This window comes from Brucella sp. 22210 (assembly GCF_052045675.1).
In the GTDB taxonomy this organism is placed as follows: Bacteria; Pseudomonadota; Alphaproteobacteria; order Rhizobiales; family Rhizobiaceae; genus Brucella.
Genome location: NZ_JBQEPD010000058.1, coordinates 1 through 11,404, shown reverse-complemented (window position 1 = coordinate 11,404; position 11,404 = coordinate 1). Strand labels below are relative to the sequence as shown.

Here is an 11,404-nt window from a genome sequence, read left to right as displayed (position 1 = left end):
GTAAGCGCTGTTTTCAGGCCACGGCTTTGAGATCGTGCGTTGCGGCATAGGCCCAAGGCAGCAGGTCGTCGATCTGGCTATTTGGATGATTGTTGACGATCTTGGTGAGGACGTCTGAGAGATAGGCCAGTGGCTCGACATTGTTGAGCTTTGCCGTCTCGATGAGCGAGGCGATAGTCGCCCAGTGTTCGGCCCCGGCGTCAGAACCGGCAAATAGCGCATTTTTGCGATTGAGGGCAATTGGCCTGATTGACCGTTCGACGACGTTGGAATCGATCTCGATCCGGCCATCGTCGATGAAGCGGGTCAAGCCGTCCCAGCGTGACAAGGCATAGCGGATTGCTTCGGCGAGTTTTGTCTTCTGGCTGATGTAGCCGAGTTGTTCACGCAGCCAGGGAGCGAGGCTGTCGGTAATCGGACGACTTTTTTCCTGACGGGCGACACGACGCTCCTCGTGGGGCCGGCCACGTATCTCTTCTTCGATCCTGTAAAGTTCGCCGATGCGTCGCAGCGCCTCGCTGGCGATGGGTGCCGGACCAGCGGCAGCAAGCTCATAGAAGCGGCGTCGAACGTGGGACCAGCAGAAGGCCAGCGACACGGTGTTCTTTGCCGCGAGCGGGCGATATCCACTGTAGCCGTCTACCTGCAGGATGCCGACGAAGCCGTCGAGATGGGCCATCGGTCGTTCGCCTTTGCGATCTGGCGCATAGACATAGGTGACACCGGGCGGGTCATCGCCCTGCCACGGCCGGTCATCTCGTGCATAAGCCCAAAGCTGGCCGGTCTTGGTTTTGCCACGTCCCGGATCGAGCACCGGGGCCGTCGTCTCGTCGGCGAAGAGCTTGGACGATGACTTCAGATGATCGAGCAGCCGCTGATGGACCGGGCGTAGATGCCAGGCGGCGCGACCGACCCAGTCGGCGAGCGTCGAACGGTCGAGGTCGATGCCCTGACGCTTGTAGATTTGCGCCTGGCGATACAGCGGCAGGTGGTCAGCATATTTAGATACCAGCACCTGGGCGACGGTTGCCTCTGTCGGGATGCCGCCCTCGATCAGCCTTGCCGGGGCCGGAGCCTGGACAACGACTTCTTCACAGGCCCGGCAGGCATACTTCGGGCGGCGCAGCACGAGCACCCGGAATTGGGCGGGCACAAGATCGAGCTTCTCGCTGACATCCTCGCCGATCCGATGCAGGTCGTTGCGGCAGCAGGGGCAGGCATGGTTATCGATATCGACCACGATCTCGACGCGCGGCAGATGCGCTGGCAGTGAACCCCGGTTCGTACGCCGTTTAGCGACCTGCGCCTGGCGCAGAGCAGTCGAGCCTTGTTCCTTCTCTTCCAGCCCGGCAGCCTCGATCTGTTCGGCCTCTTCAAGCCCAAGCAGAAGCTGGTCCTCTGGAAGCGTCTCTGCCCGTCGACCAAAGCGGTGACGCTGTAATTCCTTGATGATCTGCCGCAGGCGGGCATTCTCCGCCTCACGCGAAAGCACCATTGCTTTCAGCGCGTTCAGGTCATCCGGAAGCTCGTCTGCCGTCATCGTCATGGATCGAGAACAGCATATTTTGCCGCTCGGAGCGAGACGCTGAATGGCTCTGATTCAATTGGTCGCGCCCGTTATCCGGCCTTTATCGGCGTGCGCGTTTCGCTCGGCGCATGCACGCGTTTCCAGTCCAATCCTTCGAACAGAGCCGAGAACTGGGCGGCCGTCAGATGCATCACACCGTCTTGCATTCGAGGCCAATGGAACTCGCCATCCTCGATCCGCTTGGCGACCAGGCACACGCCGCTGCCGTCCCAGAAGATCAGCTTGATCCGGTCCGTTCGTTTGGCCCGGAATACGTAGATCGTGCCCGAGAACGGGTCGGCACCCATCTGGGCCTTTACCAATGCCGCCAATCCTTCAGCACCTTTGCGGAAGTCGACAGGCTTGGTGGCGATCATCACTTTTACCGCACCGGACGGGCCAATCACGACTGAGCCTTCAACGCCTGGATGACGGCGGCAATGGTTGCAGCATCGGTGCCAGAGGCAATACGCAGCCAGGCTCCATCAATCCGCAATTCAATGGCCGCCTCCGGAGAAGTTCTTCTTGGCAAACGTGCTTGCCGCGCCCTCTTCGGTTCCGAATTCTCGGGCGACACGACGACTGCTGGTGCAAACATTGGTGCTTGCTCCGGCACCGACAACACATCAAGCGGCTTTCGGGCGAGCCGTCGCCATGTGAACAACTGCTGCGGCGTCAATCCATGCCGCCGCGCCACAGAGCACACCGTGACGCCAGGCTCGCAACTCTCCGCAATGATCTGCGCCTTCTGATCGTCGCTCCATTCGCGACGACGGCCATTGCCTGTGAACACCTCAAACCGGCGTATCGGCTCATCCTTGGATTTAAGCGTAAGTTCTGAAATCGACATATGTCCTAGCCCTCTTTCGAGGTTGAACATCAATGATCAAGCGATGATCCGGAAGGTGGGGTCAGGACAGCGCTTACAAAAAAGCTGCGCGCACTGTTTGAGGTGGCTCCAACTCTTCCTTCCGTAGGTGCTACGGGACCGAACTGACCTCAAATGCCATCCTCGCCTGGTCGAAGGATCACAAGATCGAGTGGCACTACATCGCGCCGGGAAGACCGATGCAAAACGGCTATGTCGAGAGTTTCAATGGCCGCATGCGCGACGAGTTACTCAACGAGCGCCTGTTCTTTGGTCTCGATCATGCCCGCAGCGCCATTGCCGAATGGGCCGACGATTACAACAATTTCCGGCCCCACTCATCGCTCGGATACCAGACCCCGGCAGACTATGCAGGGATCATCGCCGCAACCGGCTCCAACGCTACGCAATTTGGAAGCTTCGCCTTTCCGCCGGTTGCTCCCATCACGCCATGTGGCGTATCAAAAACCGCCGAGGCTCTAATCGCAGCCGGATGAAACTTCAGTGGCAGGTCATTCGATACCCACGTATGTAGAGGGCGGATTTGCACAAGCTGTAGTTGATATATCGTCAACAACTGGCGTGGTGTCTGTACGATATTCGTCTGGCGGCGGAAATCTCCGCTTAGACGGCATGTCTTTCTTAAGCTGATGGTCCAGACCTTGGCTCCACCCGGTGTGGGTGGGGCACCGTCAATTACAGATCACAAGAAATAAGACTGTTTCAAAACGCGAAGTTAGCAACTAAATCAGACCAATGAATCTTGCATGCAACATGTTTATTTCATCTTTAATAGAAGATAGTTCAGTCTGGACCTCTATGGGAAACTGAGCCGTTCTTAGGTATTCTGGGTGGCTTGAGCCAGTTTGTCTCAGATATTGAATTTCTTTGGCCAATTCATCATATGCAATTTGTATCGCTTCTTTCGTGAAAGGCCGGGTGGTATATTCCATAATTGATCCTTGAGGGCGTACGCAATAAACGTATCCTAACGCCACAGATCGAATCAAACAAGTGGCTGTCATCCAACGCAAAGCTCCGTGCCGTCAGACTGGGGTGTGTTTTTATTAAAGGTCAGATATGCCCGCAGAAAAGTTTATAATGCCCCTGCCTGGACACTTTGATAAGCGTGATTATGACAATTTTAATCAACCGCATCCCTATGTGTGTACGCCTCAGTGGAATTTTGGCGTAAATGCGGAAGCTAGAATCATCAACGATATTTTCAATGATGGGCTGACATCCGACATTATATGGCAGCCGGATACATATCATTCAGCTAAGTCCTATGCGGAATCCATAGATGCAAAGCGTGTCATCGACATCGGGTGTGGCAGTGCCCTTAAACTCAAAAGTCTGTTTTCCGGCACCGGTTCTGACGTGTTCGCTGTGGATTTCAAAGGATCACTGGCTGCGGCCATTGAAAACTACGCGGAAGCATCTCACGTCGAGTGCGATCTTACGTCATGGAGCGAGGTTCTCAATGTTGCGAAGAAATTTCGTAATGATGTTCCAACAGTCATAATTTGTGCGGACGTTATTGAGCATATACCAGACCCTCGGCCGCTTCTGGCCTTTATAAGACTGTTATTGTCAGGGAACCCGAAGAGCAGGTGCTTTTTGTCGACTCCCGACAGATCCCGTCTGGGATATCAATCGTTGACAGCTAAGCCGGCCAATCCGGCACATGTGCGAGAATGGACCGCCGGAGAACTTCGCAATCTCTTGATGGCATCCGGTTTTCATGTTGAAAATATCGGAAATATTGGCGCGAATGAACATGACGAGGCGGCCCGCACTATACTTGCGGACATTTCATTTGACGCGAAATTCTATGCGGGGACGCTAGCGCGCTATGGGATTAATTCCGTCGATGTAACATCTGTTATGATCACAACGGAGTATCCCGGTCTGATAGCTAGCGGAGGGATAGGCACCTTTGTGGCGGATTGGCATCGTTCGACCAAGGGTTCTGCTGTTCTAGCGGCTTTCGACTTCGACAAGGAAAAAACTCAGAACGGCGACGTCGTTTTGAGCCCGTCGGGTGTCATCGACGTATCAGAGATTGGAGAAATCGGTACTGCTGACGTGTTGCTGCAGGCCGCCACCCAATTTCTGTTTCTGTGCCCAGATATGAGAGAGATACACTTTCAAGAATACTTGGGTATAGGGATGCGTATCGCGCAAGCGAAAATGGCGGGGGTACTTCCTGATACCCTTACAATCGTCGCTCATTGTCACGGCAATCAGCATTATCTCGAAAATGCCAATCAAACATGGATGGGGGCTGATTCTCAGATATATGCGGTTAGGGAAAAGATTAGCATCGAACTTGCTGATTTTGTCGTGTTCCCTTCAGAGTTTCTGCGGAAATTTTACGTTCAGTCTGGCATCCAGATTGACGATAGCAAAATTATAATCTGCCCCTATCGATATACGAATATCAAAATTGATAGTTCTCCGTTCGACAATGTGAAGCGCATCGTATTCGTCGGAAAGTTTATCCCGATGAAGGGGTTCGATTTATTCTGCGCATCGTTGGATGATAGTTTCTGCAAGGAACTAAAGGCAAAGGGCATTGAAGAAATAACTTTAATTGGACGCGGGCCCGATACGGGATATGAGCACGAGAGGGTGCTCAAACACCACTTCGCGCTGACGGTCCACACTGGCTTTGATCACGCGCAATTGGTTTCGTATATTCAGGGCCACCGATCTGACAGTTTGTTTGTTCAACCTTATCGTGGTGATAATTTCCCACTCGCTGTTTATGATGTCATTGGAAATGGCGGTGTGCTTCTGGCCGGGAACGCAGGGGGCATTCCGGAGATGTTCCGAGATAAAGACTGGCGCGAGTGTTTGGCAGACCTGTCACCAGATTCGCTGCGCTACAAAATTCGCGAAATTTTGGATTGGGACAACGAGAAGAAGGCGCGCATTCGCGATACACTCGTAGAAGATCTGAGGCGCGGGAATCGCGTCTCCGAAAATCAACGATATATACCGGTTGCCAGTCAACCTGTTGAACTCCTTAGTTCAACAGTGATGATCCCATTCTATAACACCGAGATTTCGGAATTCATCGAATTGCTGAAGGCTCTCAATCAACAGTCGCTCCGCCCGAGCGAGGTGATAATCGTCAATGACGCGTCTAATTATAAGAGCCGAACCGATATGGCGGAAGCCGTTCAAAGGTATCTCGATATTCCGTTCAGGATTATTGATCACGCGTATAATTGCGGTTTGGCAGGCGCCAGAAATACCGCATTGTCCGCGTGCACAACTGATCTCATATTGAATGCCGATTCCGACGATATCCCGCTCAACGATTGGGTTAAGACAATCGTTACAGCTATGAGCAGAAACCCTCAGGCTGCAGCTGCTGTACCCTATCTAGCTGCCTTTGACGCCGGAACGGATTTCAACCGTCCCTTTCATAAAGGGCAATATGTCTACCGGCCAATGGGCGATGGATTCGTGACGTCGCAAACCCGAAATGATCTTGGCCACGCAAATTCTGGTTATAGGGTCAGTCATGCAAGAGGGATGGGCGGCTGGAACGCTGGTTCGAAGGCAAAGTATGAGGATTGGGCGTTCTTTCTCAATATTCTGGCGAACGGACTGCGGATAGAGCTTATTCCGACCGTCACCTGCTTGTATCGCGTCCGCAAGAATTCCATGGCGCGAACATATTCAGAGTGGCCAGGACAGGTCCGTCTTTATCAGACAACCAACGGGTTATCTCGTTTCGAAACACTCCAACTTCAGAGACATTGTCGGTCTGAAACAAGTTTGGGTGGCGACCCAGCAAAAGTAGGTATCGAACGCGTAATGGAGTTGCAGAAACAAATCGAAGCCTTCGAGCGCCGTAAAGTAATTCGTATTGTGAATGCGATGTCCGCGCAAGTGCAGAAATTACCCTTTCTACATAAGCTTCTACGCAGATTAGGACGTTTGGTAGGCCTACTGCGTTAGTGTTGGCGGCGTAGCTCCAGCATCAAAGACTGTCCCACGGTTCAATTAGTGACTAGTTTTGCTGGTGATCCTGTAGTCGCTTAGTTTTAACGGATTGATGAGAGCCTTTTTTAAAAAAGCTTTCAATGAATGAATATGTTCCTACGAAGAATACGAGATATCCTGAAATGTATGAGGGTAGCAGGTAACGCCATTCCAAACCTGTTTCCGAAACCATGTACGGGACCGCATACAGAACGCCGAAGATGTAAATTGTAAGAAGTAATATGTTCTGACGGCGCCAATTCATAACGAGAGCCACAAGCCCGAGCAGCAGAGCGGGCCAATGCTTGAAAATAAAGGATGTTTTCAGAGCGGTCAGCGTCGAAACTGTCCATTCATATCCAGGGATTTTAGGCGATAGGAATACATTGAAAATGTTTTTATCAACATAGGGATGCATAGGAAAGTACTCAGCCGAGTTGTTGAGCTGTCCAGTGATGTATTTCATCTTATGACGCATAAACCCTTTTGGAGATTGCCATACGACGTGAGGTAAACGGTCAACGATAAACTGACCGTTATTCATGATGTTGCCAAATCCGATCAGTGCGTCCTTCGGCCAGAACATCGCGCCGTTTCCGCTAAAGAGATACAGAGGTATCGAGGCTTCTAAAGTGCCTTCACCAAAAGCAGCATCATAGTAAGGCTTTTCCTGAGCTATTAGCTTTTCCCTTACATCAGGATCGGAGTTAACAATTGTACCCAGATACTGGTTGTACAACGCAAATCTTATCATCGATGGCTTTTCCTCAACGCCCGGCATTAGGAGAAAAGCCTTAGAAGCTATGATGATGACGACGCACGCCATTGTCGATAAAAACACGCGAGGAACAGCTTTCAGCGCTCGTCTTTTTTGTAGATAAAAGTACCATGCTACCGCAACAAGCGGCAGGGACGACACGGCGTTATATCGAATACTTATCGAGATAAAGAAGAACAGGCTTCCTGTTAGCAGCCATTTGGTGCTAACAAACCCGGATCGAAATAGCTCAAAAAATGAGAAAAGACCGAAATAAGCGAACGCAAATACCCACATATCGGTCCAGTGAACGTTTGTATGCACCCATAACGGCATCAGACAAAGCATAAGTAAAGAGCAGACGATAAGCGCTCTCCATGTTCTAGTTGTCAGCGCTATCGCCATGAATATGGCAGACCAAAGAAGCGTACCCTGAACCCAAGAAAAGCTGGCAATTGTCGCTTCACCTGATGGAGAAAATAGGTAAAAAATCCGCTGGATAAGCGCCATCAACGGCGGTTTGATTGTGTCATAGTGTTGGCTTACGGCCTGCTTCCAGCTAAAAATGCTGTCATTTGAGAGAAAGCCAGGATAAAATACTAATAGGAATATTGTGCTTATGAAAGCGCCAGCCAAAACGGATGTAATAATCCTTTTGGGCGACACCTGGTAATCAATGTCAAACGTCATTTCCCGCCCCAGTAGCCCTTATTTTCGGATGCCCGAAGCTTCAATAGTATAAAGAAGTTCGTTTTGTAAGGGGAGGTAGTCGTAATTTGTGGGACATGCGCGGTCACACGACACTCAAGGTGGCGGCCCGATCAAGTTACGGCTTGATCAGCGCCTGATAAAGAAAAACAATCCAGCGACGACGACGACAGATATCACTAACGCTCATCCTATCGAAAATATCACCCACGGATGGAACGCGTCAGAAAAATCGAGCATCGTGTACGGCAAAAAAGTGCTTCCTAAGAGGTGGCTCGGTTTGTTTGAACAGTTTCGGGCGTTTCGCTAAGTGGATTTCCGCCTCGATTATGCCGCCACCATCATTGGCGTCAGCGCGTTGAAGTAAGCCTGATCCGGCGTCTGCCGGTCAAGCGATGAATGTGGACGTCGGCTATTGTAAAAGGTCAGATAACGGCCGATGCCAGCGCGTGCCTCAGACACGGTTTTATAGGCATGGAGGTAGACCTCCTCGTATTTGATCGAGCGCCACAGCCTCTCGACAAAGACATTGTCCCGCCAAGCGCCTCTGCCGTCCATCGAGATGGCAATTTCAGCTTTCTTCAACACCGCCGTGAAGTCGATGGATGTGAACTGCGATCCTTGATCGGTGTTGAAGATGTCCGGCTTACCGTAGCGGGCAAGCGCCTCTTCAACCGCCTCGATGCAGAAGTCGGCTTCCATCGTGATCGACAGTCGCCACGACAGAACACGCCGGCTGAACCAGTCCACAACGGCGCAGAGATAGACAAATCCGCGAGCCATCGGAACATAGGTCAGGTCCATCGCCCAGACCTGATTGGGTCTGGTAACCGCCAGCTTGCCCAGGAGATAGGGATAGACCTTGTGCCCCGGCGCTGGTTTCGGCGTGTTCGGGCGACGGTAGATCGCCTCGATGCCCATCTTCTTCATCAGCGTGGCGACGTGTAGTGTAAGCCCACGGTGAAGGCCGTCTTGCGATGACGGCCTTCTGACTGCCAGTCCTAGTGGTAACACTAGGAGTAGTCATATGACGAAGCATTCAATTGAGGTGATCACGTCCGTGGAGCGCCGTCGGCGCTGGTCACGCGAAGATAAAGAGCGCCTCGTCGCTGCCTGCTTTAAGGCGGACGCGGTAGTCTCCGAGATTGCCCGCGCGGCCGGCATCCATGTCAGCCAGTTGTTCCGTTGGCGCAAAGAGCTTTGCCGGATCGAGGAGCCAAGGTCTGATACGGCGACTTTGGTGCCGGTGATCGTATCCGAGGCCGCTTCGACAGTCTCTCCCGTTCAGCTGGAAGCGCCCACCACATCCCATCTTCGTCGGAAGCGCAGCGATGTAACGATCGAGCTCGGCCGGGGCCGTCGGGTCCGCGTGGATAGTGATATTGACACGGACGCGCTTGGCCGGATTCTCGATTGCGTATTGGGTCTGCGATGATCCCGGTTCCTGTTGGCGTGAAGGTCTGGCTGGCCACGGGCTATACGGACATGCGCAAGGGCTTCCCCGGTCTGTCGTTGATGGTGCAGGAGGCGCTGAAGCGTGACCCGATGTGTGGACACCTGTTCGTATTCCGCGGCCGCGGCGGTGGCCTGATCAAGGTGATCTGGCATGACGGCCAGGGCGCTTGCCTGTTCACGAAGAAGCTGGAGCGTGGCCGCTTCATCTGGCCATCAGCGGCCGATGGCACGGTGGTGATCACACCTGCGCAGCTCGGTTATCTGCTGGAAGGTATCGACTGGCGGATGCCGCAAAAGACCTGGCGGCCGACGTCGGCCGGATGAGCAAAAACACTGGAATGATGGGGTCAAATATGATTCCATCCTGTCATGAGCGACGCGACCGAAGAGCTTCCGGACGACCTTGCCAGTGCCCTTGCACTGCTGGCCCAGGAACGCGCTCGACGTGTTACAGCCGAAGCAGAAGCGGCAACCGCCAAGGCAGAAGCCGCCAGTGCAAAGGCACTCGTATCGCATTCCGAAGCGCTGATCGCTCGGCTGAAGCTGGAGATCGACAAGGTCCGCCGTGAACTCTACGGCAGCCGGTCCGAGCGCAAGGCGCGGCTCCTGGAGCAGATGGAACTGCAACTCGAGGAATTGGAAGCGGACGCCGGTGAAGATGAACTGGCCGCGGAGATCGCAGCCAAAGCTTCAACCGTCAAAGCCTTCGAGCGCAGGCGTCCGTCACGCAAGCCCTTTCCCGAACATCTGCCACGCGAGCGCATCGTCATCGCCGCTCCCGCCAATTGCGCCTGCTGCGGATCGGCCAAATTGTCGAAGCTTGGCGAGGACATCACCGAGACCCTGGAGGTCATCCCGCGCCAGTGGAAGGTCATCCAGACGGTACGGGAGAAGTTTACCTGTCGCGAGTGCGAGAAGATCACGCAGCCACCGGCTCCCTTCCATGTAACGCCACGCGGCTTTGCCGGGCCAAACCTGCTGGCGATGATCCTGTTCGAGAAGTTTGCCCAGCACCAGCCGCTCAATCGTCAGAGCGAACGCTATGCTCGTGAGGGCGTCGACCTTAGTTTATCGACGCTTGCAGATCAGGTCGGAGCTTGCGCCGCGACGTTGAAGCCACTTCATTGTCTGATCGAAGCGCATGTTCTTGCCGCTGAGCGCCTGCATGGTGACGACACGACAGTGCCGATCCTGGCCAAGGGAAAGACCGATACGGGCCGCATCTGGACTTATGTCCGGGATGATCGGCCGTTCGGAGGCCTCTCACCGCCGGCCGCCCTTTATTATGCCTCGCGGGATCGACGGCAGGAGCATCCGGAGCGCCACCTGAAGACCTTCACCGGTATTCTGCAGGCGGACGCCTATGGTGGCTACAATCCGCTGTTCAAGGGTGATCGCGATCCAAATCCGCTGACCCAGGCACTCTGTTGGGCACACGCGCGTCGCAAGTTCTTCGTGCTCGCAGACATTAATGCGAACGCCAAGCGTGGAAAGAACGCCGCGCCGATCTCGCCTATGGCGCTCGAAGCCGTCAAACGGATCGACGGCCTGTTCGATATCGAGCGGGAGATCAACGGGCTTACGGCCGATCAACGCCTGGAACGTCGCCGCAAGGAAAGCCTGCCGCTCGTCGACGATCTGCATGCTTGGCTTCAAACCGAGCGTGCAAAACTGTCGCGCAGTTCTCCGGTCGCCGAGGCGATCGATTACATGCTCAAGCGATGGGATGGCTTCACGTCATTCCTGGAGGATGGCCGGATTTGCCTGACGAACAACGCCGCCGAGCGAGCGCTCAGAGGCTTTGCGCTCGGCAGAAAGTCGTGGCTCTTCGCCGGATCAGACCGCGGTGCAGATCGTGCAGCCTTCATGGCCACGCTAATCATGACGGCAAAGCTCAACGACATCGATCCGCCGGCGTGGCTGGCCGACGTTCTTGCCCGCATCGCCGACACGCCGATTATCAGGCTGGAGCAGTTGCTTCCGTGGAATTGGACGCCGCCGACCGTCAACGCTCAAGCTGCCTGACCTGCGGCCTCCACCGGAGGCTGAC

At 54.0% G+C, this 11,404-nt stretch carries 9 protein-coding genes and 2 pseudogenes; 5 read left to right on the top strand and 6 right to left on the bottom strand.

Annotated features, from left to right (window positions below; translation table 11 throughout):
• Positions 1 to 13 precede the first annotated feature (13 nt).
• The 3 genes from tnpC to tnpA (ACTJKP_RS25085) form a co-directional block, all read right to left on the bottom strand.
• A complete protein-coding gene (tnpC, locus tag ACTJKP_RS25095) occupies positions 14 to 1,546 on the bottom strand; it encodes an IS66 family transposase (RefSeq protein WP_121539677.1) in 1,533 nt (510 codons plus the stop codon).
• A gap of 71 nt (positions 1,547 to 1,617) precedes the next feature.
• A complete protein-coding gene (gene tnpB, locus ACTJKP_RS25090; RefSeq protein ID WP_109366349.1) occupies positions 1,618 to 1,974 on the bottom strand; it encodes an IS66 family insertion sequence element accessory protein TnpB in 357 nt (118 codons plus the stop codon).
• On the bottom strand, positions 1,971 to 2,417 hold the full coding sequence (tnpA, locus tag ACTJKP_RS25085) for an IS66-like element accessory protein TnpA (RefSeq protein WP_181375986.1): 447 nt from the start codon (positions 2,415 to 2,417) through the stop codon (positions 1,971 to 1,973). The genes tnpB (ACTJKP_RS25090) and tnpA (ACTJKP_RS25085) overlap by 4 nt, the downstream gene beginning before the upstream one ends.
• A gap of 134 nt (positions 2,418 to 2,551) precedes the next feature.
• Between tnpA (ACTJKP_RS25085) and ACTJKP_RS25080 the strand changes: the two are divergent.
• Positions 2,552 to 2,932, top strand: a pseudogene (locus ACTJKP_RS25080) (integrase core domain-containing protein); the annotation flags it as partial.
• Between the two features lie 246 nt (positions 2,933 to 3,178).
• Here ACTJKP_RS25080 and ACTJKP_RS25075 read toward each other — a convergent pair.
• On the bottom strand, positions 3,179 to 3,388 hold the full coding sequence (locus tag ACTJKP_RS25075; protein WP_440632610.1) for a hypothetical protein: 210 nt from the start codon (positions 3,386 to 3,388) through the stop codon (positions 3,179 to 3,181).
• Positions 3,389 to 3,515: 127 nt separating this feature from the next.
• Here ACTJKP_RS25075 and ACTJKP_RS25070 point away from each other — a divergent pair, with 127 nt between their 5' ends.
• Positions 3,516 to 6,410, top strand: a complete 2,895-nt coding sequence (locus tag ACTJKP_RS25070; RefSeq protein ID WP_440632609.1) for a glycosyltransferase — start codon at positions 3,516 to 3,518, stop codon at positions 6,408 to 6,410.
• 52 nt (positions 6,411 to 6,462) lie between these two features.
• On the opposite strand, the gene ACTJKP_RS25065 is transcribed toward ACTJKP_RS25070, so the two are convergent.
• A complete protein-coding gene (locus ACTJKP_RS25065) occupies positions 6,463 to 7,881 on the bottom strand; it encodes a hypothetical protein (RefSeq protein WP_121539539.1) in 1,419 nt (472 codons plus the stop codon).
• A gap of 345 nt (positions 7,882 to 8,226) precedes the next feature.
• A pseudogene (locus tag ACTJKP_RS25060) lies at positions 8,227 to 8,847 on the bottom strand (IS3 family transposase); the annotation flags it as partial.
• Between the two features lie 79 nt (positions 8,848 to 8,926).
• Here ACTJKP_RS25060 and tnpA (ACTJKP_RS25055) point away from each other — a divergent pair.
• From tnpA (ACTJKP_RS25055) to ACTJKP_RS25045, 3 genes are read left to right on the top strand one after another with little or no spacing between them, the layout of a single operon-like run.
• Complete coding sequence (gene tnpA / locus ACTJKP_RS25055) at positions 8,927 to 9,334, top strand: IS66-like element accessory protein TnpA (RefSeq protein ID WP_440632462.1); 408 nt, start codon at positions 8,927 to 8,929, stop codon at positions 9,332 to 9,334.
• Positions 9,313 to 9,678, top strand: coding sequence for an IS66 family insertion sequence element accessory protein TnpB (gene tnpB / locus ACTJKP_RS25050; RefSeq protein ID WP_440632461.1), 366 nt, complete (start codon positions 9,313 to 9,315; stop codon positions 9,676 to 9,678). Before tnpA (ACTJKP_RS25055) ends, tnpB (ACTJKP_RS25050) begins: the two co-directional genes overlap by 22 nt.
• A gap of 45 nt (positions 9,679 to 9,723) precedes the next feature.
• The gene (locus ACTJKP_RS25045; RefSeq protein WP_440632460.1) at positions 9,724 to 11,379 is read left to right on the top strand and encodes an IS66-like element IS66 family transposase; all 1,656 of its coding nucleotides are present in this window, start codon (positions 9,724 to 9,726) and stop codon (positions 11,377 to 11,379) included.
• The last annotated feature ends 25 nt before the right edge of the window (positions 11,380 to 11,404 follow it).

Coding starts and splice junctions, on each gene's coding strand:
- tnpC (WP_121539677.1), bottom strand. CDS start 1,546: ATGACGATGACGGCAGACGAGCTTCCGGATGACCTGAACGCGCTGAAA.
- tnpA (WP_181375986.1), bottom strand. CDS start 2,417: ATGTCGATTTCAGAACTTACGCTTAAATCCAAGGATGAGCCGATACGC.
- ACTJKP_RS25075 (WP_440632610.1), bottom strand. CDS start 3,388: ATGGAATATACCACCCGGCCTTTCACGAAAGAAGCGATACAAATTGCA.
- ACTJKP_RS25070 (WP_440632609.1), top strand. CDS start 3,516: ATGCCCGCAGAAAAGTTTATAATGCCCCTGCCTGGACACTTTGATAAG.
- ACTJKP_RS25065 (WP_121539539.1), bottom strand. CDS start 7,881: ATGACGTTTGACATTGATTACCAGGTGTCGCCCAAAAGGATTATTACA.
- tnpA (WP_440632462.1), top strand. CDS start 8,927: ATGACGAAGCATTCAATTGAGGTGATCACGTCCGTGGAGCGCCGTCGG.
- ACTJKP_RS25045 (WP_440632460.1), top strand. CDS start 9,724: ATGAGCGACGCGACCGAAGAGCTTCCGGACGACCTTGCCAGTGCCCTT.